The sequence below is a fragment of the Mucilaginibacter agri genome (genome assembly GCF_009928685.1).
GTDB lineage: Bacteria > Bacteroidota > Bacteroidia > Sphingobacteriales > Sphingobacteriaceae > Mucilaginibacter > Mucilaginibacter agri.
On sequence record NZ_WWEO01000044.1, the window covers coordinates 740994 to 765008 of the forward strand.

General features: G+C 43.2%; 22 protein-coding genes. 10 read left to right on the forward strand and 12 right to left on the reverse strand.

The features are described 5' to 3' along the window. Nucleotides 1-59 precede the first annotated feature (59 nt). The 3 genes from GSY63_RS19365 (at nucleotide 60) to GSY63_RS19375 (ending at nucleotide 1833) form a co-directional block, all read left to right on the forward strand. Nucleotides 60-1256, forward strand: coding sequence for an MFS transporter (locus tag GSY63_RS19365; RefSeq protein WP_208094600.1), 1197 nt, complete (start codon nucleotides 60-62; stop codon nucleotides 1254-1256). A gap of 193 nt (nucleotides 1257-1449) precedes the next feature. Continuing rightward, on the forward strand, nucleotides 1450-1632 hold the full coding sequence (locus tag GSY63_RS19370; RefSeq protein WP_166587470.1) for a hypothetical protein: 183 nt from the start codon (nucleotides 1450-1452) through the stop codon (nucleotides 1630-1632). Nucleotides 1633-1668: 36 nt separating this feature from the next. Next, the gene (locus tag GSY63_RS19375; protein WP_166587471.1) at nucleotides 1669-1833 is read left to right on the forward strand and encodes a hypothetical protein; all 165 of its coding nucleotides are present in this window, start codon (nucleotides 1669-1671) and stop codon (nucleotides 1831-1833) included. A gap of 72 nt (nucleotides 1834-1905) precedes the next feature. On the opposite strand, the gene lpxB is transcribed toward GSY63_RS19375, so the two are convergent. The 7 genes from lpxB to GSY63_RS19410 all read right to left on the reverse strand — a co-directional run bounded on the left by lpxB (nucleotide 1906) and on the right by GSY63_RS19410 (nucleotide 12086). Next, nucleotides 1906-3018: a lipid-A-disaccharide synthase gene (gene lpxB / locus GSY63_RS19380; RefSeq protein ID WP_166587472.1), complete on the reverse strand. Its 1113-nt coding sequence runs from the start codon at nucleotides 3016-3018 to the stop codon at nucleotides 1906-1908. Nucleotide 3019: 1 nt separating this feature from the next. Next, nucleotides 3020-3277 carry a hypothetical protein gene (locus tag GSY63_RS19385; protein WP_166587473.1) on the reverse strand — a complete coding sequence of 86 codons (258 nt, stop codon included), beginning with the start codon at nucleotides 3275-3277 and terminating at the stop codon, nucleotides 3020-3022. Nucleotides 3278-3301: 24 nt separating this feature from the next. Then, nucleotides 3302-4825: a carboxylesterase/lipase family protein gene (locus GSY63_RS19390; RefSeq protein ID WP_166587474.1), complete on the reverse strand. Its 1524-nt coding sequence runs from the start codon at nucleotides 4823-4825 to the stop codon at nucleotides 3302-3304. Nucleotides 4826-4834: 9 nt separating this feature from the next. Further along, nucleotides 4835-5608, reverse strand: coding sequence for a 5'/3'-nucleotidase SurE (gene surE, locus GSY63_RS19395; RefSeq protein ID WP_166587475.1), 774 nt, complete (start codon nucleotides 5606-5608; stop codon nucleotides 4835-4837). Between the two features lie 217 nt (nucleotides 5609-5825). Continuing rightward, nucleotides 5826-7436 (reverse strand): 2-oxoglutarate dehydrogenase complex dihydrolipoyllysine-residue succinyltransferase, encoded by a 1611-nt coding sequence (odhB, locus tag GSY63_RS19400; protein WP_166587476.1) that lies wholly within the window; start codon nucleotides 7434-7436, stop codon nucleotides 5826-5828. A gap of 102 nt (nucleotides 7437-7538) precedes the next feature. Continuing rightward, complete coding sequence (locus tag GSY63_RS19405; protein ID WP_166587477.1) at nucleotides 7539-10343, reverse strand: 2-oxoglutarate dehydrogenase E1 component; 2805 nt, start codon at nucleotides 10341-10343, stop codon at nucleotides 7539-7541. Between the two features lie 207 nt (nucleotides 10344-10550). After that, nucleotides 10551-12086, reverse strand: a complete 1536-nt coding sequence (locus tag GSY63_RS19410; RefSeq protein ID WP_166587478.1) for a cryptochrome/photolyase family protein — start codon at nucleotides 12084-12086, stop codon at nucleotides 10551-10553. Between the two features lie 109 nt (nucleotides 12087-12195). Between GSY63_RS19410 and GSY63_RS19415 the strand changes: the two genes are divergently transcribed. Continuing rightward, nucleotides 12196-12396 (forward strand): hypothetical protein, encoded by a 201-nt coding sequence (locus tag GSY63_RS19415; protein WP_166587479.1) that lies wholly within the window; start codon nucleotides 12196-12198, stop codon nucleotides 12394-12396. A 142-nt stretch (nucleotides 12397-12538) separates the two neighbouring features. On the opposite strand, the gene GSY63_RS19420 is transcribed toward GSY63_RS19415, so the two are convergent. Continuing rightward, complete coding sequence (locus GSY63_RS19420) at nucleotides 12539-13831, reverse strand: DASH family cryptochrome (protein WP_166587480.1); 1293 nt, start codon at nucleotides 13829-13831, stop codon at nucleotides 12539-12541. A gap of 300 nt (nucleotides 13832-14131) precedes the next feature. On the opposite strand from GSY63_RS19420, the gene GSY63_RS19425 reads away from it, so the two are divergent. The 6 genes from GSY63_RS19425 to GSY63_RS19450 all read left to right on the forward strand — a co-directional run bounded on the left by GSY63_RS19425 (nucleotide 14132) and on the right by GSY63_RS19450 (nucleotide 20227). After that, complete coding sequence (locus GSY63_RS19425; RefSeq protein WP_166587481.1) at nucleotides 14132-14785, forward strand: TetR family transcriptional regulator C-terminal domain-containing protein; 654 nt, start codon at nucleotides 14132-14134, stop codon at nucleotides 14783-14785. Between the two features lie 141 nt (nucleotides 14786-14926). After that, nucleotides 14927-15598 (forward strand): HAD family hydrolase, encoded by a 672-nt coding sequence (locus tag GSY63_RS19430; RefSeq protein WP_166587482.1) that lies wholly within the window; start codon nucleotides 14927-14929, stop codon nucleotides 15596-15598. Continuing rightward, on the forward strand, nucleotides 15591-16913 hold the full coding sequence (locus GSY63_RS19435; RefSeq protein WP_166587483.1) for an ABC1 kinase family protein: 1323 nt from the start codon (nucleotides 15591-15593) through the stop codon (nucleotides 16911-16913). The genes GSY63_RS19430 and GSY63_RS19435 overlap by 8 nt, the downstream gene beginning before the upstream one ends. A gap of 207 nt (nucleotides 16914-17120) precedes the next feature. After that, the gene (locus tag GSY63_RS19440; protein ID WP_166587484.1) at nucleotides 17121-17999 is read left to right on the forward strand and encodes an NAD(P)H-binding protein; all 879 of its coding nucleotides are present in this window, start codon (nucleotides 17121-17123) and stop codon (nucleotides 17997-17999) included. Nucleotides 18000-18018: 19 nt separating this feature from the next. Beyond that, the gene (locus GSY63_RS19445; RefSeq protein WP_166587485.1) at nucleotides 18019-18927 is read left to right on the forward strand and encodes a TIGR01777 family oxidoreductase; all 909 of its coding nucleotides are present in this window, start codon (nucleotides 18019-18021) and stop codon (nucleotides 18925-18927) included. Further along, on the forward strand, nucleotides 18920-20227 hold the full coding sequence (locus GSY63_RS19450; protein WP_166587486.1) for a cryptochrome/photolyase family protein: 1308 nt from the start codon (nucleotides 18920-18922) through the stop codon (nucleotides 20225-20227). Before GSY63_RS19445 ends, GSY63_RS19450 begins: the two co-directional genes overlap by 8 nt. Before the next feature lie 2 nt (nucleotides 20228-20229). Here GSY63_RS19450 and GSY63_RS19455 read toward each other — a convergent pair whose 3' ends face one another. From GSY63_RS19455 to ggt, 4 genes are all read right to left on the reverse strand, one after another. After that, nucleotides 20230-21162: an FKBP-type peptidyl-prolyl cis-trans isomerase gene (locus GSY63_RS19455; protein WP_166587487.1), complete on the reverse strand. Its 933-nt coding sequence runs from the start codon at nucleotides 21160-21162 to the stop codon at nucleotides 20230-20232. A gap of 3 nt (nucleotides 21163-21165) precedes the next feature. Further along, complete coding sequence (locus tag GSY63_RS19460; protein ID WP_166587488.1) at nucleotides 21166-21681, reverse strand: FKBP-type peptidyl-prolyl cis-trans isomerase; 516 nt, start codon at nucleotides 21679-21681, stop codon at nucleotides 21166-21168. A gap of 134 nt (nucleotides 21682-21815) precedes the next feature. Beyond that, on the reverse strand, nucleotides 21816-22259 hold the full coding sequence (locus GSY63_RS19465; protein ID WP_166587489.1) for a MarR family winged helix-turn-helix transcriptional regulator: 444 nt from the start codon (nucleotides 22257-22259) through the stop codon (nucleotides 21816-21818). A gap of 49 nt (nucleotides 22260-22308) precedes the next feature. After that, complete coding sequence (gene ggt, locus GSY63_RS19470) at nucleotides 22309-24009, reverse strand: gamma-glutamyltransferase (RefSeq protein ID WP_166587490.1); 1701 nt, start codon at nucleotides 24007-24009, stop codon at nucleotides 22309-22311. Between the last annotated feature and the right edge of the window lie 6 nt (nucleotides 24010-24015).

A 24015-nucleotide genomic window follows, 5' to 3' on the forward strand; every position in this document is an offset into this window, starting at 1 on the left:
AATTATGTAACAATCTTCAAAAAGTACAAAAACGGCAAATAGTATTTTTAAGTTTGCAGATGAATAATAAACATTCGATCGACAGTCATAACGAATTAACCCCGTTGACATTGTGGATCATGACAATTACTACCGGTTTAGTGGTAGCAAACATCTATTATAACCAACCCCTCCTTACAGATATTGCAGAAACTTTCCACGTAAGCAACAGCAAAGCGGGTCAGGTATCTATGTTTACACAAATAGGTTATGCAGCAGGCCTGTTATTTATAGTTCCGCTGGGCGATATGTTTAAACGTAAAAAACTGATGCTTATTGATTTTGCATTGGTAATTATCTCGTTACTTGGCGTGGCGCTTGCGCCAAGCCTGTTCTTATTGTATATAGCTAGTTTTCTGGTGGGTATTTCGTCGGTTATACCGCAATTACTAATCCCAATGGCTGCTCATTTAGCCAAGCCACATGAGCGTGGTAAAAAGATAGGCTTTGTAATGAGCGGTTTATTGATCGGTATTCTACTTTCACGTACGCTAAGCGGCTTTGTTGGGGCGCATTTTGGCTGGCAGGCTATATTTTACGTAGCGGCCATTGTTATGCTAATTTTATGGGGACTCATTTATTGGCTACTACCTGAGGTGGCCCCTACTTATAAAGGCAAATACAGCCACCTGATGAAGTCGTTATACCATCTGTTTATGAACGAGCCTAAACTACGTTTAGCAGCATTTCGCGGAGCTTTATGCTTTGCTGCGTTTAGCGCATTTTGGTCTACGCTTATATTCTTACTTAAACTGCCTCAATTTAACAAAGGCAGTGATGTGGCAGGAGCATTTGGGTTGGTAGGTGCATTTGGTGCGGTGGCGGTAGGCTTAATGGGCAGGCTTACAGACAAGGTAGACTCCTATAAGCTGTCAACCTTCACCATCGCCCTGGTAGTCATTTCTTTTATCGTCTTTTACTTTTCGAGTCAAAGCCTCGTAGGTTTAGTTATTGGCGTAATTATAATGGACATGGGCGTGCAAGCAACGCATATAAACAACCAGGCTATTATCTTCTCTTTAAATGGTGAAGCACGCAACCGTATCAACACAGTATACATGGTATCCTATTTTGTGGGCGGCTCGGCAGGTACGTTTTTGGCCAGCAAACTTTGGGATCAGTTTCAATGGAATGGTGTGTGCGCTATTGGTACAATACTGTCTGTTATCGTACTAATTGTACACCTGGCTAATCACAAAAAAATGCAGGTGCAGTAATTTTTTCGGACACTTTTAAGAATTTTTAGGCATAACTTAAATTTATTTTAAAATATTTTTCAGTTCAGATTATGGCTCGCGTGACATTATTACGACATTTCTGAACTAAAATCAACATCAGACTACACACTTTTTTTTATCAGCATCTTTTTTTGGCATCGTATTGGAATAGCTCTTATCAAATACAGCTGATATGGTAGCCATTGATAAAAACAATCAGGACAATGCAGAGCAAGAATGGGAAAACCCGTTAAACCCTGAACAGCCTACCGATGAGCGCGAAAAAGAGCAAGTGGTAAGGCAATACAAGGAAGCTAAGCGCAGAAAAGATAACCTGACCGAAAAAGATCACATTGATAAAGTAAAGAAGAATTAGTTAATAAAATATTTTAACCTGAAAAACATTACAGTTATGAAGACCTCAAAAAATTCAACCGTTAGCAAATTAGTTAATCGCTTCGATAGCGAACTTAAAAGTATTTTATTAGCTGATCTTAAAGCTATGAAACAAACTAAAAATCAACTGATAGACAAAATTGCTCAAACTGTACAGGGCAATCGCTTGTCTGCAGCATAAAATACATCCATCTACCTATAAAAGAACACCAACACCTATGAAAACGATAGGGCTTTGACGAACGTCAGAGCCCTATTTTTTTTGCGCATATTTCACAATTAAATTGGCGGTACGGGCTGATGCTCCGGGTTCTCCCATCCGTTCATCTAACTTATCGTAATCGGCAAGCATTTGCAGCCTGTAGTCTGCGTTATTCAATATCAAGTCTAATTCGGCAGCTATAGTTTGCGGGTTGCAATCCTGCTGGATTAATTCTTTAACAATCTGCCTGTCTACAATCAGATTTACTAATGATATAAACCTGATCTTAATAAGCGCACGGGCGATGGCTATGGTAACCGTTCCGCCCTTGTAAACCACAGCTTGTGGCACATGGAATAGAGCCGTCTCTAACGTTGCAGTACCAGATGCAACCACGGCAGCCTCGGCGTTGGTAAGCAAATCATAAGTAGCATTAAATACAACTGGAAATGCCTCGCCTGCGAGGTATTGGTCGTAATAATCGGCTGTGAACGACGGGGCACCTGCAATCACAAACTGATGGTTTGGAAACTGTTTGGCAGCGCCAATCATATCGGGTAGCAAGCGGCTAATCTCTTGTTTACGGCTGCCTGGCAAGAGCGCTACTATTTTTTTACCAGCCAGATTGTTCGCTTCCAAAAACTGCGGATTTGGTTTAAATGCTGCAATGGCATCCAACAGCGGGTTGCCTACATAATCAACATCCATGCCCCAGCTTTTATAAAACTCTACTTCGAAAGGCAAAATACAAAACAGGTGGTCAACCACCCGCTTAATTTTTAGTACACGCTTCTGATTCCAGGCCCAAACTTTGGGTGATATATAGTAGTAAACTGTAAGACCTTGTTTTTTGGCGTATTCGGCAATTTTAAGGTTGAAGCCTGGAAAATCGATCAGTATTAATACTTCGGGCTGATAAGCTTTGATGTCCTTTTTACAGGCAGCCATGTTTTTGAGGATGGTACGCAGGTTGGCCACCACTTCTACAAAGCCCATAAAGGCCATATCGGCATAATGCTTTACCAATTCGCCACCTTCGGCCTTCATCAGGTCGCCGCCATAATAACGGAATTCGGCGTGTTGATCAAGCTCTTTAAGAGCCTTCATCAAATTAGCTCCATGCAAATCGCCCGAGGCTTCGCCGGCAACCAGGTAATACTTCATATCAGAATTTTAATACAAATAAAAACATGAAGATCATAAACGCAAAAGTAGATAACATAATGCCTTGCGCTGTTTTATTCTGCTGTTGACCAATAAACTTCATAATGGCAAGGTTTAATGCAATAGCTACCAGGTACGGCACCGCAGGTTTATGCATAATAACTACTCCTTTATAAAGGTAGCCGAACAGCAGCCAGGATAGTGCCGGAAATATTGCCCCCAGTACGATCCCTAAAAACAAGTTATTCTTTTTTAGCATGATTGCTCAAATGTACAACTTATATTAATTAGCCGAATGAAGCACCAAACTACCGTACGGATGATCGCGGTCGTTAAATATTTGTTGAAGCACCACTGGTGCCGAAGTATTATCAAACACCATTACGTTTTTAACCTTATTGGTGCAATCAAGCCAATCGGCGCCGTTAACTTTACCCGGATCGCCCCTTTTAATAAAGTTTACCCATGCAGCATGCATTTGTACCGATAGTGCTGCATTAAAACCTTCCGCGTGTTTACTACCAGGTACAGACCATAAATAGGCTAGCTCTTCGCCATGCGACGCGCCTTTGCCGTCTTTACTATAATCAAAACGATACATATATAATGGATTGCTGACCTCTGCCAAAACCTCCGACAATCGGTAGGAATGCATTTTATACATATATTCTGTAAGCACACTAACCGCTGCCGAGTCAGGATCTATTGTTTTTAAAGCGGCTTGATAACCGCCTAACACATATTTATAATTATCGCCAAACCAAGCTGATAAAACCGACGAGTCTGGCTTGTACAGCCTTTTATCCATATTCATAAATAGCCTGGCTTCCTGCTTATTGGTACCAATCAGAAATTTTATCTTCTTGTTCTTATTTCTCGCTAGATATTGATAAGGATTTCCTGAGATTATTACACCATCATCAACCGGTCCAAAGTAATTAGTCCCTTGCGCACCATTGCATACTTTTGCTTGTGCAGTTATTAATTGATCGGTTGGGAGGTTTAGCAGATCAGCAGCCTTGGTTACGTGCAATTCGTCCATAATCCGTTGGCGAATGGCTTTTGCAGTAACAGAATCCCGCACGCATTGTACGCCTCCGCTCTCTAATACCAACTGGCTAAATAAGCCTTTTGCAGCTGGTGTCAACAACAAAGTACTGGTAAGTTTGGCGCCTGCCGATTCGCCCATCACTGTTACTTTAGACAGATCACCACCAAATGATTTGATGTTCTTTTTGATCCACTTCAAGGCCATCACCAGATCCAGCAAACCATTATTGCCAGACGTGCGCAAACCTGCGTCGGCATCACCTAAATATGTAAACCCGAATATTCCTAAGCGATAATTAATAGTAACGGTTACCACACTGTCACGATCGGCAAAAGCATGGCCATTCATGGTGCTGCCGGTTCCGCCCGTCATACCACCGCCGTGAACCCAAACAACCACTGGCAATTTAGCTTTGGTGTCGATCACAGGTATATACACATTCAAAAACAGACAATCTTCGCTTCCTCTTACTTTGCCACCCTCGCCGCCTTGCGAGGCGGCATTACCGAACTCTTCGCAGGATAGCGTATCCTTCCATTTGGCGTGTGGTTGCGGAGCTTTAAAACGCAGGGCTCCAATAGGAGGCTGCGCATACGGCACTCCTTTAAAAACAATAGCCTGTTCTTCTTTTATTCCGCGTACGTAACCTTCGGCTGTTTTTACCACTGTTGATTGAGCAAAAATTGGATTGCCAAATACACCGAGCAGCAAGAATAGCCCTGCCGAAAATATTGACTTATTGATACCGAGCTTCATGAATCAGGGTTATGCGTTAAACTTCCATCCGTTTAAAACCGGGATAGCATGATGGGCGGTCATATCAAACTGAACCGGTACCACCGATACGTAATTGTGTTCTAAAGCCCAAACGTCGGTATCTTCGCCCTGATCGTCTAATTGAAATACACCTGTAAGCCAATAGTAAGGTCGTTTGTGAGGATCAACTCGTTCGTCAAACTCTTCGGCCCATTTGGCACGCGCCTGGCGGCAGATCTTAATCCCTTTTAAATCTTTAGTATTGGGGAAGTTTACGTTTAACAATGTAGCAGTTGGTAGCCCATTTGCCAATACCTGCAGGGCAATTTCTTTTACATATTTAAGGCTATGACTAAAATCGGCCTGTAAAGTAAAATCATCCAGCGAATAGCCAATTGAGGGAATGCCTTCTATTGCGCCTTCAACAGCCGCCGACATGGTACCCGAGTACAATACATTGATTGAATTATTCAACCCGTGGTTAATCCCTGAGACACACAGATCGGGCTTTTCGCCTTTAAACACCGTGTTTACTGCCAGTTTAACGCAATCTACTGGTGTGCCCGAGCAACGGTACATCTCAAAGCCCTCGTAAATATCAACCTTATCTAAACGCAGTGGTTTACCAATGGTGATAGCATGCCCCATACCCGATTGCGGGCTATCCGGCGCTACTACCACTACTCGGCCAATCTCGGCCATGGTTTCCATCAAGGCTTTAATACCTGGGGCGGTTATACCATCATCGTTAACAACTAATATTACAGGTTTACTCTTTTTCATAGTTTGTATTGAAATTTCTAGTCTTGTTGAATAACACACCCCCTGTTTATGTTTGTACTGTATGTACCGCACTACAAATCCTCTCGAGAGAGAAAAGCATTGGCATTGCAACATGCGGTTACTTTCATTGGGGTGTGTCTTGCCGATGCAATTCCATGATAGTTAAACAACAAAGCCTTTCAGAAATCTGAAAGGCTTTGCTTTATATTGATGCGTATTAAACGCCTAACAATAACCTTGCAGGGTCTTCCAGTAATTGTTTTACTCTTACCAGGAAGCTTACCGACTCGCGGCCATCAATTACACGGTGATCGTACGATAATGCCAGATACATCATCGGGCGAATTACCACCTGACCGTTTACTGCTACCGGACGCTCAATAATATTGTGCATACCCAGTATAGCCGATTGTGGCGAATTGATGATTGGAGTTGATAACATCGAACCAAACACACCACCGTTGGTGATAGTGAAGGTACCGCCTGTCATTTCCTCAATAGTCAGTTTGTTTTCGCGTGCTTTACCTGCCAGCGCAACAACTGCTTTCTCGATATCAGCTAAGCCCATTTGATCGGCATTACGGATAACCGGAACAACCAGACCGCGTGGGGCAGAAACCGCGATAGATACGTCAACAAAATCGCTATATACGATCTCATCGTTTTCTATACGGGCACCTACTGCAGGCCATTCTTTCAACGCCTCGCAAACTGCTTTAGTGAAGAATGACATAAAGCCTAAGCCAACGCCATGTTTCTCTTTAAATTTATCTTTGTATTTACCGCGCAATTCCATTATCGGCGCCATATCAACCTCGTTAAAGGTAGTTAACATTGCTGTTTCGTTTTTAACAGCAACCAAACGCTTGGCGATCGTTTTACGCAATGAAGTCATCTTCTCACGACGCTCTACCCTAGAGCCCGCTACAGCAGGTGCAGACGGAGCAACAGGTGCCTTTGGAGCGGCCGGTGCACTTGGCGCAGCCGGGGCGTTTTGAGCGGCAACAGCAGGTTTAGCACCAGCTTGAGCATTTAACGCGTCTTCTTTAGTAATACGGCCACCGACACCATTACCGTTAACAGAAGCGGGGTCAACGCCCTTTTCGGCTAATATTTTAGCAGCCGCAGGGGATGGTGTACCAGCAGCATAAGATGTAGGACCCGCAGGAGCTGCACTTGCTTGTACAGGTTGTGCTGCCGGAGCAGCTACTTTTGGAGCGGCTGCAGGCGCAGACCCACCAGTTGTAATGCTGCAAACTACAGCACCAATTTCTAATGTATCGCCTTCTTTAGCAATGGTTTTTAAAACACCAGCGCTTTCGGCAGTTAATTCAAATGTTGCTTTGTCAGATTCCAATTCGGCAATGGCTTCGTCCATAGCTACTTCTTCGCCATCTTTTTTGATCCAACGTGAAAGGGTAACTTCGGTAATTGACTCACCTACCGGCGGAACTTTAATTTCGATTGAACCTGTTGCTTGCACAGCAGGAGCCGCAGCAGGCGCGCTAACAGCACCATTTGGAGACTCGTCTGCTAAAGCAGCAGTTGTACTTTCTGTTACAGGAGCCGGGGTTGCGGCAGGTGCGGCTGCACCATCGCCACCAATACTGGCTACAACAGCGCCTATTGCTAAAGTATCGCCTTCGGCAGCTATTGTTTTTAAAGTTCCTGCTTGTTCGGCAGTCAGTTCAAATGTTGCTTTATCTGACTCCAACTCAGCGATCACTTCATCCATCTCTACAGCGTCGCCGTCTTTCTTAATCCAGCGCGACAAGGTAACTTCGGTAATTGATTCGCCTACCGGCGGAACTTTTATTTCTAAACTCATACGTTATATAATATAGTTGTCTGTTATCGGTTATCTGTCTGTTGTCGGTATTAGCTCCTGCATCAATTGTTTCTGACTGATAACAGACAACCGACAACTGAATTAATCTGCGCTGCTTTCAGCCATTTTTTGGGTTGTCTCTTTTACGGTTTCTTTAACCGGGCTGCCTGCGGGCTCTGCAAACGCCTTGCCAATGATGTACAATTGCTGAGAGTTATGTTGTTTTGCATAACCGGTAGCTGTACTTGCGCTCTCTTTGCGGGAAATTACATCCAGCTGCAATTCGCTCTTGCGGAACTTACGCAACATGTACGGCCATGCACCCATATTTTCCGGCTCTTCCTGTACCCAGATAAATTCGTCGGCTTTGCTGTATTTAGCTTTAAGCTTCTCCATTTGATCTTTAGGGGTTGGGTAAAGTTGCTCGATACGTACAATGGCTACGTCCTTACGTTTATCAGCTTGTTGTTTCTCTAGCAAATCATAGTAGATTTTACCCGAGCAGAACAGCACACGCTTAACTTTTTTCGCGTCAACAAAGCTATCGTCAATCATTTCCTGGAACTGACCTTCGGTGAAATCTACCAATGGAGAAACACAGGCAGGATGACGCAATAAGCTTTTTGGCGTAAACACAACCAGCGGTTTGCGGAAATCGCGGTTTAACTGGCGGCGCAATGCGTGGAAGAAGTTAGCAGGCGTAGTACAGTTAGCTACCTGGATATTGTTATCGGCACAAAGCTCCATAAAACGCTCGATACGTGCTGATGAGTGCTCCGGCCCCTGGCCTTCGTAACCGTGAGGCAATAACATTACCAAACCGTTACCTCGTTGCCATTTAGTTTCAGAGCTGGCTACATATTGGTCAACAATAATTTGGGCACCGTTAACAAAGTCGCCGAACTGTGCTTCCCAAATGGTTAAGGCATGTGGGTTAGCCAATGCATAACCGTATTCAAAACCTAACACACCATACTCAGAAAGCAGTGAATTATAGATGCTGAAGTTTGCTTCGGCTCCAATATTATTCATCGGCGTGTATTCCTCGTCGGTATCAGGCAGTGTAATTACCGCGTGACGGTGTGAGAAAGTACCACGTTTAACATCCTCGCCGCTTAAGCGTACCGGATGGCCTTCTTTTAATAACGAACCATAAGCCATTAACTCACCCATTGCCCAATCGAACACTTTGGTTTCGTTAACCATCTTACGGCGATCTTCAAACAGTTTCTCTATCTTCTTGAATAATGGTTTACCGGCAGGTAGTTCTGTTAGTTTATTACCAATGGCTGTCAGCTCAGCTTCGCCAACCGCGGTAGCTGTTGGGGCAACGGCTTCCTTCTCGCTACCAATATGTAAACCTTGCCATGCACCTGCAAACATTGGTTTGCTTTCGGTAAAACGGTCTTCAGATTTGCTTTCATTTAATTGCTTTTGCAGTTCGTCGCGGAAAGTTTTTTCCATTTCTTTAGCTGCGGCAGCATCTATACTACCTTGCGCAATCAATTTTTGCAGATAAATTTCGCGTGGATTTGCATGGGCCTCAATGGCTTTATACAATACCGGTTGCGTAAATTTAGGCTCATCACTTTCGTTATGGCCAAATCTTCTGTAACATAAAATGTCGATGAAAACATCTTCATTAAATGTTTGGCGATACTCCATAGCCAGGTTAATGGTGTAAGCCAATGCTTCTGCATCGTCGCCATTAACGTGGAAAACCGGAGATAATACCGTTTTAGCGATATCGGTACAGTAAGTACTTGAACGGGCGTCTTTATAGTTAGTGGTAAAACCTATCTGGTTATTAATTACCAGGTGAACGGTACCACCAGTGCGGTAACCTTCCAGTTTTTCCATCTGCAGCACCTCATAAATAATACCTTGTGCTGCTACGGAAGCATCACCATGTATTAATATCGGTGCAATGCGGTTATGATCGCCGCCGTATTTAAAATCGATTTTTGAACGGGTCTGACCTTCTACCACCGGGTCAACAGTTTCCAGGTGCGAAGGGTTAGGGCACAAGCTTAAGTGAACGCTTTTACCGTTAGAGGTTTGCACGTCGGTAGAAAACCCTAAGTGGTATTTTACGTCACCACCGTATACGGTATCAACATCGTAGTTTTTACCTTCAAACTCAGAGAAAATCTCTTTGTATGATTTGCCCATGATGTTAGCCAGCACGTTTAAACGACCGCGATGAGCCATACCAATGGTAAACTCTTCGATACCCAATTTAGCACCTTTTTCTATAACCGAATCAAGCGCAGGGATCAGTGCCTCGGCACCTTCAAGCGAGAAACGTTTCTGGCCTAAGAATTTGGTACCTAAAAAGCTTTCGAAAACTACCGCCTGGTTCAACTTGTTCAGGATGCGTTTTTTTTCATCCAGCGAGAATGAAGGCTGATTGCGGGTTTTCTCCATCCGGTCTTCAAACCACTTAATCTTTATCGGGTTGCGGATGTACTTATACTCGGCGCCGATTGTTTGGCAATAAGTATCCTCCAGCAACTGGCGGATATCGCGCAGGGTAGCTTTACCCAATCCTACTTCAATACCGGCGTTGAATACGGTATCAAGGTCGGCTTGGCTGAGGCCAAAAGTTTCCAGCTCTTTACCCGGAAAGTATTGGCGACGCTCGCGCACAGGATTGGTTTTGGTAAACAGGTGGCCACGTGAGCGGTACCCGTTTATCATATTTAAAACATTAATTTCTTTTAACACATGGTCCGGGGTGCCGGCACCAGCCATAGCGGGCGCACCATCCGAATTTTTACCAAAGTCAAAACCTTCAAAAAACTTCTGCCAGCCGTAGTCTACCGAAGCAGGGTCCTGCTGGTAAGCTTCATATAAAGAGTCGATATAGGCAGTGTTTTCGTTATTTAGATAAGTGAAACGATCCATCTTGGAATACAATCTGTAAAACGGTACAAAACTAAGACAATTACCTCAGATTTCCTTTTAAAATAAATTCATATTCAGGTAATATATGGCAGAAAAGAGTAACAATTTTAATTTTTAGTCCGGAACTCAGAATGGTCTTTGGTATGAGACTGGGCGACTTGCTGTTTAAACAGGCTTCGCCTTCCGATTGCGTTTTTTAATTTCTAGCTATAACTCATCCACCATCCCCAAATAAACCTCAGCCTGTTCCAATATTTTCTGCAACTCAGCTTTATCAAACTTTTGCAGTGTTTTATACATCATACCAATGCGCGGATTATGCTCCAGTTTGTCGGCGTTGCGGTCGAAAAAGTTCCAGTAAAGGCTATTGAAGGGGCACGCGCGGTCGCCGTGCTTCTTTTTATAGTCGTAGTGGCAGGTTTTGCAGTAATCGCTCATTTTATTAATATAGGCCGCAGATGCCACATAAGGCTTGGATGCTATGATACCTCCGTCGGCAAATTGGCTCATGCCGCGGGTGTTGGTAATCTCTACCCACTGAAGGGCATCAATGTAAACGCCAAGATACCACTCGTCTACATCATCGGGATGGCAGCCCGAAAGCAGGGCAAAATTTCCGATCACCATCAGTCGCTGAATATGATGCGCCCAGGCATAATCGAGCGATTGACCAATGCACTTGTTCAGGCAATTCATTTTGGTATTGCCATCCCAAAACCATTTGGGCAACTTATTTTTATGCCGAAAGAAGTTCAGCGTTGCAAATTCGGGCATCTTGGCCCAGTACACTCCACGCATAAATTCGCGCCAGCCAATTATTTGGCGAATGTAACCTTCTACCTGCGCCAGGCTGATCTCATCTTTGCGCTTATCCCATTCACCCAGTACAGCGGCAACGATTTCTTGAGGCGAAATCATCTTAATATTTTGCGCAAACGACAAGCGGGAATGGAACAAACTGATATGCTCGTTGAGCATTGCATCTTCATAAGTACCAAAATGTGGCAACAGGTTTTCGCAGAAATAGTTAAGCGACTGTAAAGCTTCCTTTCGCGACAAAGGCCAACCAAAATGTTCCGCATCAACATTACCAAAATACTTCACCCCCATTTTGTCGATCATCGTCTTCAGTGCAGACACATCGTGATTATAAATAACCGGTTTCTTAAGCGGCACTTTGCCATCATACTTTTTGCGATTGTCGTGGTCGAAGTTCCATTTATCGCCAACCGGATCTTTACCCTGCATTAGTATGCCAAGGCGAGTACGCATGCTGCGGTAAAAGCTTTCCATAAGGTAACTCTTCTTATCGCCAAAGAAATCGCGTACTTCATAACGGGTTGTCAGAAAATGTTCGGTATCGGCAATACCATAATCTATCTCAAGCTTATGGCAGAAGGTTTTAAGCTGCTCATCCAGGCGGTACTCGTCGGGAAGCTGATATTCAAATCGCCCAATGTGATATTTTTCAATGAGATTATTCAGATTTTCATCAAAGGACTGTTGATTATCAGCATCGTCTAAACTAAGATAAACCACTTCGTGGCCCAATTTCTTCAACTGATGTGCAAAGTTGCGCATGGTAGCAAAAAAGGCCAGTATCTTTTGCACATGGTGCATCACGTATTGCTGCTCCTGCATTACCTCCATCAACACGTAAATTACATCACGCTCTTTTTTCTGAAACCAGTGATGCCTGCTATTTAGTTGATCGCCGAGAATGAGCCGGAGCTTTTTTGCCATGTAGTTAAAACGGCAATTACAAAAGATGGTTTAGCGGCTTTTAATTTATAGTTCTAACAGTGCCGCTTTATTTTAATCTGCGAGAGATAAAAAATGTCAATAAAAATTAATGGAAGAGTCTTTTCACGAAGCCCTTGATATAATCGAAGCCTTCGAAAGCTACAGCAAGAAGGCCGATAATAACGGTAAATTGCTCGAAGGAGTTCATTTTGGGTTATGTTTATTGGTACTACTAAGTACGTGTTTATTTATATCATATACAACGCTTTCTGTGGTAAAAAGTTACAGGGTAAGCATCAGCGCTGTGTAAATTATAAGAAATTTTAGCGTATTGCCGTCCCCACTATTGTTGGGATCCGCATCTTATATGCTTATTAAACGATTGCAAAGTTTAATACCTGTCTCTTGGGGTCCTGAAACAAGTTCAGGATGACGTATGTGGTTTTATGAAATTACGCTACGTCTTTAGTGTGCGATAACCAAAGAGCCAGGTATTCGTCCTTTGTCTCAGTACCTAGTTTACTGGTGTCGAAGTATTTGTTCTCGCGCGGGTCATTGCCTACACCTGCTACAAAAGCCCAGTTGCCCCAATTGCTTGCCGGCGAATAGTCTATCAGCACATTTTCAAAGTATAGCGCACCGAGGGTCCAGTCTACTTTAAGATCTTTAATGAGGTACGCCGCCAGCGTTTGACGGGTATAATTGTTGATGAAACCGGTATGGTTCAATTCGGACATTGCCGCATCGATAGCAGCATTACCGGTTGTACCGTTTTTCCAGTTTTCGAAAAGTTGGTCTTGCTTAGAAGAAACTTCCGGAGCTTCGGCCTTAAACCCTTCCGGATTGAAGAATTTGGTACTGCCATGTTTCTTAAACATAAACCTAAAGTAATCGCGCCATAAAAGCTCGAGTACCAGCGGGTTGTTGTTATGATGAAAATGTTGCATTACCGACCAGTACACTTGCCTTGGCGACAAGCATCCCATAGCCAACCACGGCGATATGCCAGAAACATACGTTTGCATACCATTACGCGCAGGTTTTGAACCTATAAGGGCAAGGGCATTATCAATGTATCGCTGCAGTTGTTCGGTGCCGGCAGTTTCCCCTCCTGCAAATAAGAATCGCGCGCGGGTATCTGCATGTAGTTCTTCGAGGCCTAACTCTTCAAGGGTCGGCATTTCACCGGGCTCGGCATTTTCCGGCAATTGGATGTGTTCGGGTGTCTGCACACATGGGCGCACATCACTGTCTCGCTCTACCTTCTTTTTAAATACGGCAAAACTATCCGGTATATCCTTTATCGGGAATGGAAGATCTTCTTTATGGTAAAGGGTATGGCCTATGAAATGTTTCAGATTAAGTTTCATCTTCCACAGCGCTGCCTCCAATTCTTCGGAAATAGCGGTCTCTTCAAAAGACACTTCACGATGATGGTAAACTTCGCTAACTTGGTATTCCTGCGCCAACTGAGGGATTAGTTCGGCGGGGTTGCCTACCCTAACAATCAGATCGCCGCCTAATGCCTGTAGATTCTGACGCAGATTTGCTACAGATTCCAGCAGAAACTTAGCCCTGATGTTACCAGTTTTAGGTACACCGGCTTCGGTTGCCTTAAAATAATAGGGATCGAAAATGTATACAGGCAAAACGTTGTCGGCTTTCCGTGTAGCTTCTAACAAAATCTCGTTATCGTTTACACGCAAATCATTTCTGAACCAAACCAATATCGTTTTATTGCTCATTCTGCCCAATTAATCCAGCGGATTTGTAAAAATTGCAATTATTTGTGTCATTTCAGCACAATGACGCAATTTTTGACATCTTTCCAACATTTCACATAACCGCACTTAGCCAAAATCTTCAATAAAGTTAATGATATTGTTTAGGAGAATATAATTTATCGTTATTCATTTTCAGCACAATAATGAACGATAATCTGTTCACTATCAACACCATTTACAAAATCCGAGCGTTATTTATACAAGCATGACATTTGCACATGTATAAAATCGTAACTTCAGGTTAACTAAAAAAGCATCACTATGGCCACTATCGAAAGCATACAATCGGCTTATATAGATTATGTACTTACCCAAGGCGAGCAGCCTAAGTCGGTATACGTATTTGCTAAGAAGAATAAAATTACCGAAGAAGAATTTTATCGTTACTTCGGTTCCTTCGAAGCATTAGAACAAAACATATGGGCCGAAACAGCTACTAAAACCATTGCTGAAATTAAAACGCAGGAGATCTGGCCACAATATTCATCGCGCGAAAAGGCACTATCGTTTTTCTATAGCTTTTTCGAACTGTTAAAAGGCAGCCGCAGCTTTGCAGTATACAGTTTTAACAGGCAGCCTAAGGGTTTATCGCACCCGCGTGTGCTGGATACGCTGAAAGTTATAGTAGAGAACTTTGCCGACGATGTAATTAAACAGGGCCTTGAATCGGGCGAATTGGCAGATCGCCGTTTCTTAGCTAAAAGATATAAAGACGGCCTGTGGATGCAGTTCGGGTTCGTGCTCAACTTCTGGATTAATGACAATTCGGCCGGCTTCGAAAAAACAGATGAGGCCATCGAAAAGGGCGTAAACGTAACGTTCGATCTTTTCCAACGCTCGCCGATTGATAATTTGCTGGAGTACGGCAAGTTTTTGGCCAAGAACGGAAAGTTTAGGGAGAAAATGTGGGTGTAAAAAAGCCTCACCCCAGCCCTCTCCAAAGGAGAGGGAGCTGATAAAATATTATATATCCATTTGCAAGGATAGCCCTCTCCCCCGGAGAGGGTTGGGTGAGGCTAATCCTGACATGGACATTTCGAGACACGCAACGCTTCTATGAAAAAACTTGCTGCCATATTTGATATGGACGGAACTTTAATTGATAATAACGCTTACCATTTTCTGGCCTATCAGCAGTTATTTAAAACCCATCGCTTACCAGAGCTTTCACAACAAACCTTTAACGAGCAATTAAGTGGCGTGCCTGGCTTAACAGGTTTACACCATTTACTCGATGGCCGTTTTAAAGAAGACGAAGTGAAAGCCATGTTTGAGGAAAAGAACGAGAATTATAAAAAGGTATATGCGCCCTATATTAAACCCATTAATGGTTTGGAGCGATTTTTGGCTGAACTAAAAGATGCGGGAGTTAAGATGGCCGTTGCCACATCGGCGTCACATGGCAATGTTGATTTTGTGTTCGGGCATTTAAACATACGGCAGTATTTTGATGCTATTGTAGACAACACAGGGCTTACCCACGGCAAGCCCGATCCCGAAATATTTTTAAAGGCGGCCGCCCAGTTAAATATGGAGCCCGCAAATTGTGTGGTTTTTGAAGATTCGATATCCGGCGTTAAAGCAGCCAACAGCGCCGGGATGAAAGTGGTAGCCATTACAACTACCCACAAAGCCGGTGAACTGAAACCTGTTAATCTGCTAATTAACGATTATGCAGACATCGACATTAATAAACTGACTGCACTATTTGATGATAAAGATGAGTGACCAAAGGAATAAAGAACAAAGCAGCATGCCTACCTCTAAGGTAGAACGATCTGCCCGGTTTGTAAAAACAGGATTTCAGGTTGGGGGCAACTATATTAAGCATTACTCTAAAAAACTATTCAACCCCGACCTGGATAAAAGCCAACTAAACGAGGATAACGCCACTGATATTTATGCCTCGTTAAGCGAGCTTAAAGGCAGCGCACTCAAAGTAGCCCAGATGCTCAGCATGGATAAAAACCTGCTGCCAACGGCTTATGTCGATAAGTTTTCGCAATCGCAGTACAATGCACCTCCCCTTTCGGGGCCGCTTATTGTTCAAACTTTTAAGAAATACTTTGGCAAATCACCCGAGCAGATCTATGATAGATTTAACCTGCGCTCTACTAACGCGGCTTCGATAGGCCAGGTTCATCAGGCAGAACTAGATGGCCGCAAATTGGCTGTAAAAATCCAGTATCCTGGCGTGGGTGATTCAATATCATCGGATCTGAAATTGGTAAAACCATTCGCATTTCGTCTGTTGGGTATGAGCGAAAAGGAACTGGATGTGTATATGCGAGAGGTTGAGGAACGCTTACTTGAAGAAACAGATTATGAATTGGAAGTGCGTCGTTCGGTAGAGTTTTCTACAGCATGCGCCAATCTGCAGAACATTGTTTTTCCCGAATACTTTCCTTCGCTATCCAGCAAACGTATTATCACTATGAGCTGGATAGATGGTCAGCATTTAAAAGAGTTTTTGGCCACTAACCCGTCGCAAGAGTTACGCAACCAGATTGGCCAGGCGCTTTGGGATTTTTACAACTTTCAACAGCACGAGCTACGCGCCGTGCATGCGGATCCGCATCCCGGCAATTTTATGATTACACCCGAAGGTAAGCTGGGTATCATTGATTTTGGCTGCATTAAAGAAATGCCCGAAGATTTTTATTACCCCTTCTTCTCCCTCACCTCCACCAATTTATTGGAAGATAAAGAAGAGACGATCAAAGCCTTCCGCCAATTGGAGATGATCCATACCAAAGATTCGCCGCAGCAGATAGAGTTTTACTACACTATGTACAAGCAAATGATCAGCCTTTTTGCCAAACCTTACATGAGCGATCATTTCGACTTCGGTGAAACCGCATTTTTTGATGACCTCTTTAATTTTGGCGAGCAGGTATCTAAAATGCCCGAGTTTAAACAAGCTCGCGGTGTGAAGCATTTTATTTATGTAAACCGCACCAATTTTGGTTTGTACAATATTTTGCACGAGTTAAAAGCTGAGGTTAAAACCGATACATTTAAACCGCATTTGGTGATGGCATAAGTCCTCCCAACTTGTCATTCAGAGCGACAGCGAAGAATCTTCTACACCTAACAGGCGACTGTGCTTATTACCGAAGATTCTTCACTACGTTCAGAATGACAATCTTTTTACGTGCTCGAGCCTTCCAAAAGCACCAATTAAAGCCCATAAAACTTTTAAACACTTATTGTAAAAACCCCGCGCTGTTTTTATTGTTGCACTTCTGATATGAAGGTGTTGCTTACCGGAGCGAACGGGTACATTGGAACCAGGCTGATACCAGCTTTACTGGATAAAGGCCATGAGGTTGTATGTCTCGTTCGCGATAAAAATTTATTCTCAAAACAAAGTGCTTACGCCGATAAGGTTACCCTTATTAAAGGCGATCTGCTGCGCAGTCATAGTATGGAGGAATTGCCTGCAGATATTGACGTTGCTTATTACCTGGTTAATGCCATGGTACAAACCTCTGGCTTTGCGGGGCTGGAGGCGATAGTCGCTCAAAATTTTGTGGATGCTGTTGATAAAACGCACTGCAAACAGATTATTTCGCTCAGCGACATTGACGACCATTTAAGCACGGTTGGGCTTTCGCGGCAGCATGTAGAAGATATTCTGGCCAAAGCCGATGCCGCTATTACCATATTAAAAACCACTATGATGGTTGGCTCGGGCAGTATAGCTACCGAACTTTTGGATGGGCTTACCCGCAAAATGCCTGTCATCATAGCCAAAAACTGGGCAAAAGCACAAGAGCAGCCAATTGCTGTATGCGATGTAATTAATTATCTAACCGGCTGTTTGCTTAATAAGGCATCCTACAACAGTGAGTTTCATATCAGTGGCCCGGATGTAATTACCTTTAAGCAAATGCTGATGATCTATGGCGATATTTGCCGTAATGTAAGCACCAAAATAGTCACTGTGCCGCAAGTGTCGGCCGCGCTGTCGTCCTACTGGCTTAACTTTTTAACCCCCATTAGTTATTCGCATGCTAAAACACTGGTCGAAAATTTAAAATACGATCTCATCTCTCGTGATGATGCTATTCTTGATATTGTGCCTATGAAAAGAACAACTTTTAAAGAGGCTCTACTACAGGCATGATATTAGCAGATACTTTACCATGCAGCAACAACACATTTTAATTACAGGCGGCAGCGGCCTTATTGGTAAAAACTTAACCAAACAATTATTAGCCGAAGGCTATACGGTAAGTCACCTAAGCCGCGGTAAGGGCAAAGACAGCAAGGTTAAAACCTACCAATGGAATGTAGAGCAAGGCAAAATAGATGAGCATTGCCTGGATGGTGTAGATACTATAGTTCATTTGGCTGGGGCAGGCATTGCCGACAAACGCTGGACTAAAAAACGCAAAAAGTTATTAATAGATAGTCGTACGCAATCCATCGGATTGATTTACGAGTTAATGAAACGGAGAACCCATCAGGTTAAAAATATTATCTCAGCATCGGCCACCGGCTATTACAGCGACCGCGGCGATGAACTTTTGACGGAAGAAAGCCCTGTTGCCAAAGACTTTTTAGGTTATTGCTGCCTGATGTGGGAACAAGCTGTAGACCAGGGCAAACAACTGGGCTTGCGTGTAATAAAATTACGTACAGGTGTTGTATTAAGCACACAGGGCGGCGCATTGCCCCCACTAGCCTTCCCGATAAAATTAGGGATTGGGACTGCCTTGGGTACCGGTAAACAATGGATACCGTGGGTACACATTCAGGACGCTATCGACATGTATCTCCATGTAATCAAAAATCAAAATATACAGGGCGTATATAATATGGTTGCCCCCAATCCGGTGACCAATAAACAGCTCACTAAGGCTGTGGCTAAGCAATTGCGCAGGCCATACTGGATGCCTAACGTTCCGTCATTTGCACTGAAACTACTTTTAGGCGAGATGAGTTTAGTTGTGTTAGGAAGCACCAGAGTTTCGCCAGAGAAAATAGAGGAGAATGGATTCATTTTCCAATTCCCAGAAATAACCGCTGCACTCAAAGATCTTTATGCATAAATCTCCCATCAATATATTCTGGTTTCGCCGCGACTTGCGTTTACATGATAACGCAGGTTTGTATCATGCCCTTAAAGGTGATAATCCGGTACTCTGTTTATTTATCTTCGACAAAGAAATACTGGGTGATCTTGAAGATAAAGATGATGCCCGGGTAACTTTTATTTACAACGAAATTCAAGAACTTGACAAACAACTGCACAAACACAGCAGCAGCATACTACTTAAATACGATAGACCTGAGCACGCATGGAAAGAGATAATCAGAGATTATGAAGTGGCAAAAGTATACACCAACCACGATTATGAACCTTACGCAAAACATCGCGATGAGACTATCCGGGAACTTCTATCCAAACATAAGATCGAATTTAAAACCTACAAAGATCAGGTGATTTTTGAAGGGCAAGAGGTTGTAAAGGATGATAAAACGCCTTATACCGTTTTTACTCCATACAAAAAGAAATGGTTGAACAACCTAAAGCCTTTTCACCTAAAATCATACCCCACTGAGAAATACCTTAAAAATCTATATAAAACAAAACCACTAAAAGACATCAGCCTAAAGCAAATGGGCTTTACAGAAAGTAAAGCTGAATTCCCTCCGATTGAGTACAAAAGCGTGATAGAGGATTACGCTAAAAAGCGCGATTTCCCGGCTATTAAAGGTACTTCGCACATCGCCTTGCATTTACGGTTCGGCACGGTAAGCATCCGTGATCTGGCTCGCGAGGCAACACAATATCATGAGCGCACCTGGTTAAATGAATTGATATGGCGGGAGTTTTACATGATGTCGCTCGATTTCTTCCCTAAAACGATAAATGAAGCCTACCGTCCAGAATTCGACCGTATCAAATGGCGCAATAACGAAAAGGAATTTGCATTATGGTGCGAGGGTAAAACCGGCTATCCTTTAGTTGACGCCGGCATGCGCGAATTAAACGCCACTGGGTTTATGCATAATCGCGTACGGATGGTAACTGCGAGCTTATTGGTTAAACATTTATTGATCGACTGGCGCTGGGGTGAACATTACTTCGCACGAAAACTGCTTGATTACGATGCATCGGCCAATGTAGGTAACTGGCAATGGGTAGCAGGATCTGGTACGGATACTATGCCTTATTTCCGAATTTTTAACCCTGAATCACAATTAAAGAAATTCGATCCGAAATTGGAATACATAAAAAAATGGGTTCCGGAGTATGGCACAAGCCAATATCCAGAACCCATAGTTGATAACACCGAAGCGCGCGCACGTTGCCTTAAAGCATACAAGCAGGCGTTGGGGCGATAATATTAGTTAGTAACCGATTGTACGTTAAAGTCGGTTTGTATGGCACTGTTTACTGGCGGCGTACTTGTAGTAAATGAGTAGCTTGATGGATACTTACCGTAAGCTAAACCCGATGGAATAATCAACGATAATTTGGCCCCCTTAGTTACTTTTTTTAACCCCTCCTGCCATCCTGCAATCATGTTATCATAACTTACAGAAGTAGCACTAGAGTCTACCGCATTGTACTCATCAAAAATAGTAGCATTAAATAATTTACTGGTATACTGCAAACCAACAATAGAGTTTTCGCCAATTGGCACGGTGCCGGTACCTACCTGGGTAATTTTATAATATAAACCGGTAGATGTTTTTGTATAACCTGTAAGGCCATTGGTTTTCATGTAGTTTTGAATACAGATATCGTCATAAGCAGGCTGGTTATCAATAATATTGATATAATAATCTAAACTTTCGTTACCCGGCAATCTGGTGCTGCCCGTGCCCGATCCTGAGGTACCGTACGCCAAGTGAGATGGAATTAGCACCCTAGCCTGCGTTCCATTGTTTATTAAAATATTTTTCACAGCAAGCATTAACCCGTTGGGAGTTAAATGACCGACGTAATTATAAGCATGGTTAACAACCGTATCAGTTACGGTATAAGAACCATCGAGGGTTTTAATAGTGTATGTAAAAGAAATATCATCCGGATAATCGAGCACCTTACCGGTACCTTTACGATATATCTGATAGTACATGCCGGTTGTATCGCCACCGCTCAAATCGCGGGTCATGCTGGTTAGGCCATTTGCAGTTATGTAGTTCTGGATCTGTTGCTGATCGTATTCTTTAATTCCAATATTTTTATTGGGGTCTTTATTACACGAGATAAGCCCCACAGTCATTAACCCTATTGTACAAAGTAGTAGAAGCGTAGTAAGCGTTTGTTTCATTTATTAATTTGTTACATCAAATATTTTTATGTCAAAATCGAGTATTGAATTTGCAGGCAAATTATACTGACTTTGCGGATATGGGCCGTATGCATAACGCGAAGACATTAGCAATCGTACTCTGCCCCCTTTATTAATTTTTGCAGCCTGTATACCTAGCTGCCAGCCCTTTATAGTTGCCCCCAATACGTACGAGGGGTTAAAATCATTAGTACTTGTAAACTGTGTTTCGGTACCGTTGTCATTTATGTACTTAGCCGTAAATGAAACTGTAACCGATGTTGACGTAGTATACAAAGCAGCATCCGTACCGGGATCTTCTATAACATAGTAAACACCAATCGTATCCGTTTTTGGTGCCCCTACGTGTACGGCATTCAGGTTGTTAGCCTTTATAAAGTCCGCCAGTTTCTGATCATCAATAGCAGCTTGCTTCTGTACATTGGTGGCAATGTCATTTGATTTTGTACACCCTGCAAAAACAATCAGGCATGCAATCGCTATAAACCACCTATTCATACACGTTTTTTCAAACGGCAAATTTATTGTTTTAAATTTCAAAAACGGCAGGTTAACATTTTTTAACATTTATAATTAACGGTAAGGGCTTTACAGAAATTATAGTCGGAGTTGCAGAAAGAGATAAATAGCATTTAAGGCTTATAGTTAACCGTAAGCTTATTTATTTTTTTGAGGATATCGTTGAGGTAGTCTTTCTCTTTTTCCGTGATATGGGCATTAAGATAATTGTTAAACTCTTTTACAACAATGCGTGCCATGCGGCGTTTCTCTTTACCCAAATCTGTAAGATATATTTTAACAGAGCGCTTATCACCTTTATTCAATTCGCGGTAAATAAGGCCCATTTTTTCGACCTGATTAAGCATGCGCGATAGGCTGGTTGATTTGGCACCGATAAGCGCCGCCACCTGCGAAACAGTAGTTCCCTCCTCTTCGTCAATATTGATCAACAGGTATCCGATAGATTGCGTAATGTCAAATTCGGCTACGATCTGATTGTATCGGTTGGCCATAGTTTGCCATACAATCTTGAGCAAATAGTCGATGGTTTCGTGGTTTTTCGCCTTAGTATGCATGCATATCAAATGTAAGCCGATATTATCTACTAATCAAGTGTATTTTAATTTACCAGCCAATAGCGGTATCGTCGCCACGCGGATCGGCTCCGCCTTGTAACATCCCCTTGGTAACCAATATGGCATCAACCCTGCCGCTTGCTCCTGTCACTACTAACTTGTACCCTTTTTGCTTTAACTTCTCTTTCACCTCGGTACTTAACGTTGCGTCGGTTTCTATATTAACCTGATCGGGCAGCCATTGGTGGTGAAACCTTTTGGACTCAACGGCTTGCTGCATTTGTTGGTCGAACTCTATTACATTTAAAATGGTTTGAAAAACAGATGTGATAATGGTAGATCCACCCGGGGTACCAACCACCATAAACAGCTTACCATCTTTTTCGACAATAGTAGGTGTCATAGAGGATAGCATGCGTTTACCCGGCTGGATGCTGTTAGCCTTGCCACCGGTAAGGCCGAACATATTGGGCACACCTGCCTTGGCGCTAAAGTCATCCATCTCGTTATTCAACAAAAAGCCAGCGCCTTTAACAACTATCTTAGACCCGAAGCCACCGTTAAGCGTGGTGGTGATAGATACCGAATTACCATCACGGTCTACAATTGAATAGTGCGTGGTTTGGTCGCTTTCATAACCTGCAAATGTTCCCGGGTTTATCTCACTGCTTGGAGTGGCTTTATCCCAATTGAAGCTTTTCATCCGGGAGGTAATGTATTCGGGGTTTAACAAACTATCAACCGGAACTTTAAAAAAGTCAGGGTCGCCAAGGTATTTAGAACGATCTGCATATACACGTCGTTCGGCCTCAACAATAAGTTGCACAGTCGAATCTTGATTGTACCCCCAACGATGCAGCGGATATTTCTCTACCGATTTAAGTAATTGCAACAATGCTATCCCCCCGCTCGATGGCGGCGGCATGGTGATTATCTTGTAGTCTTTGTATTTGCCAATAATTGGTTTGCGCCAAACTGCATGGTAATCTTTTAAATCTTGCAAGGTGATCTTGCCGTTGCCGCTTTTCATTTCTTCGGCCAATTGATTGGCCACCTTGCCTTCATAGAAACCTGCGCGACCTTTATCACGAATTTGCTCCAAAGTGTTAGCCAGGTCTTCCTGCACCAACAAATCACCGGCTTGCCATGGCGTATCTTTCAGAAAATAATTTTTACCCGGGTTCAGCGTTTTAAAACTTTCGGCGCTACGATTCAAATCATTGGCCAGATGAGTCGTGATCTTGAATCCTTTACGGGCCAGATCAATAGCAGGTTGAACCAGATCAGCCCATTTTAATTTACCATATTTTGCATGGGCCTGTACCATCCCATCAACCGATCCTGGTACTCCCGACGCCTGGTGGGTTGAGATACTCATATCGGGCACCACGTTTCCGGCGGCATCCAAAAACATATTTGTGTTGGCCGATGCAGGCGCCTTTTCTCTAAAATCTAAAGTAGCTGGCATCCCTTTAACCGGACGAAAAACCATAAACCCACCGCCACCTATATTACCTGCCTCGGGCAATGTTACTGCCAGCGCAAATTGTACAGCAACCGCAGCATCTACCGCATTCCCACCCTTCTTGAGTATGTCAACCCCAACCTGAGAAGCATCCGGATAAGCGCATACCACCATGCCATTTTTATACAATTTTACATTGTCGGCAGGTTGACTATAGCTTATTGCAGATGATAACAGCAGAGCACTAAAAAGTACCTGGGTTGAAGTTTTAATTAGGGAATTCATGTACAT

What these genes read in the sequence shown, in the direction of transcription:
- GSY63_RS19365 (WP_208094600.1), top strand. Translation starts at nt 60, where the DNA reads ATGAATAATAAACATTCGATCGACAGTCATAACGAATTAACCCCGTTG.
- GSY63_RS19370 (WP_166587470.1), top strand. Translation starts at nt 1,450, where the DNA reads ATGGTAGCCATTGATAAAAACAATCAGGACAATGCAGAGCAAGAATGG.
- GSY63_RS19375 (WP_166587471.1), top strand. Translation starts at nt 1,669, where the DNA reads ATGAAGACCTCAAAAAATTCAACCGTTAGCAAATTAGTTAATCGCTTC.
- lpxB (WP_166587472.1), bottom strand. Translation starts at nt 3,018, where the DNA reads ATGAAGTATTACCTGGTTGCCGGCGAAGCCTCGGGCGATTTGCATGGA.
- GSY63_RS19385 (WP_166587473.1), bottom strand. Translation starts at nt 3,277, where the DNA reads ATGCTAAAAAAGAATAACTTGTTTTTAGGGATCGTACTGGGGGCAATA.
- GSY63_RS19390 (WP_166587474.1), bottom strand. Translation starts at nt 4,825, where the DNA reads ATGAAGCTCGGTATCAATAAGTCAATATTTTCGGCAGGGCTATTCTTG.
- surE (WP_166587475.1), bottom strand. Translation starts at nt 5,608, where the DNA reads ATGAAAAAGAGTAAACCTGTAATATTAGTTGTTAACGATGATGGTATA.
- odhB (WP_166587476.1), bottom strand. Translation starts at nt 7,436, where the DNA reads ATGAGTTTAGAAATAAAAGTTCCGCCGGTAGGCGAATCAATTACCGAA.
- GSY63_RS19405 (WP_166587477.1), bottom strand. Translation starts at nt 10,343, where the DNA reads ATGGATCGTTTCACTTATCTAAATAACGAAAACACTGCCTATATCGAC.
- GSY63_RS19410 (WP_166587478.1), bottom strand. Translation starts at nt 12,086, where the DNA reads ATGGCAAAAAAGCTCCGGCTCATTCTCGGCGATCAACTAAATAGCAGG.
- GSY63_RS19415 (WP_166587479.1), top strand. Translation starts at nt 12,196, where the DNA reads ATGGAAGAGTCTTTTCACGAAGCCCTTGATATAATCGAAGCCTTCGAA.
- GSY63_RS19420 (WP_166587480.1), bottom strand. Translation starts at nt 13,831, where the DNA reads ATGAGCAATAAAACGATATTGGTTTGGTTCAGAAATGATTTGCGTGTA.
- GSY63_RS19425 (WP_166587481.1), top strand. Translation starts at nt 14,132, where the DNA reads ATGGCCACTATCGAAAGCATACAATCGGCTTATATAGATTATGTACTT.
- GSY63_RS19430 (WP_166587482.1), top strand. Translation starts at nt 14,927, where the DNA reads ATGAAAAAACTTGCTGCCATATTTGATATGGACGGAACTTTAATTGAT.
- GSY63_RS19435 (WP_166587483.1), top strand. Translation starts at nt 15,591, where the DNA reads ATGAGTGACCAAAGGAATAAAGAACAAAGCAGCATGCCTACCTCTAAG.
- GSY63_RS19440 (WP_166587484.1), top strand. Translation starts at nt 17,121, where the DNA reads ATGAAGGTGTTGCTTACCGGAGCGAACGGGTACATTGGAACCAGGCTG.
- GSY63_RS19445 (WP_166587485.1), top strand. Translation starts at nt 18,019, where the DNA reads ATGCAGCAACAACACATTTTAATTACAGGCGGCAGCGGCCTTATTGGT.
- GSY63_RS19450 (WP_166587486.1), top strand. Translation starts at nt 18,920, where the DNA reads ATGCATAAATCTCCCATCAATATATTCTGGTTTCGCCGCGACTTGCGT.
- GSY63_RS19455 (WP_166587487.1), bottom strand. Translation starts at nt 21,162, where the DNA reads ATGAAACAAACGCTTACTACGCTTCTACTACTTTGTACAATAGGGTTA.
- GSY63_RS19460 (WP_166587488.1), bottom strand. Translation starts at nt 21,681, where the DNA reads ATGAATAGGTGGTTTATAGCGATTGCATGCCTGATTGTTTTTGCAGGG.
- GSY63_RS19465 (WP_166587489.1), bottom strand. Translation starts at nt 22,259, where the DNA reads ATGCATACTAAGGCGAAAAACCACGAAACCATCGACTATTTGCTCAAG.
- ggt (WP_166587490.1), bottom strand. Translation starts at nt 24,009, where the DNA reads ATGAATTCCCTAATTAAAACTTCAACCCAGGTACTTTTTAGTGCTCTG.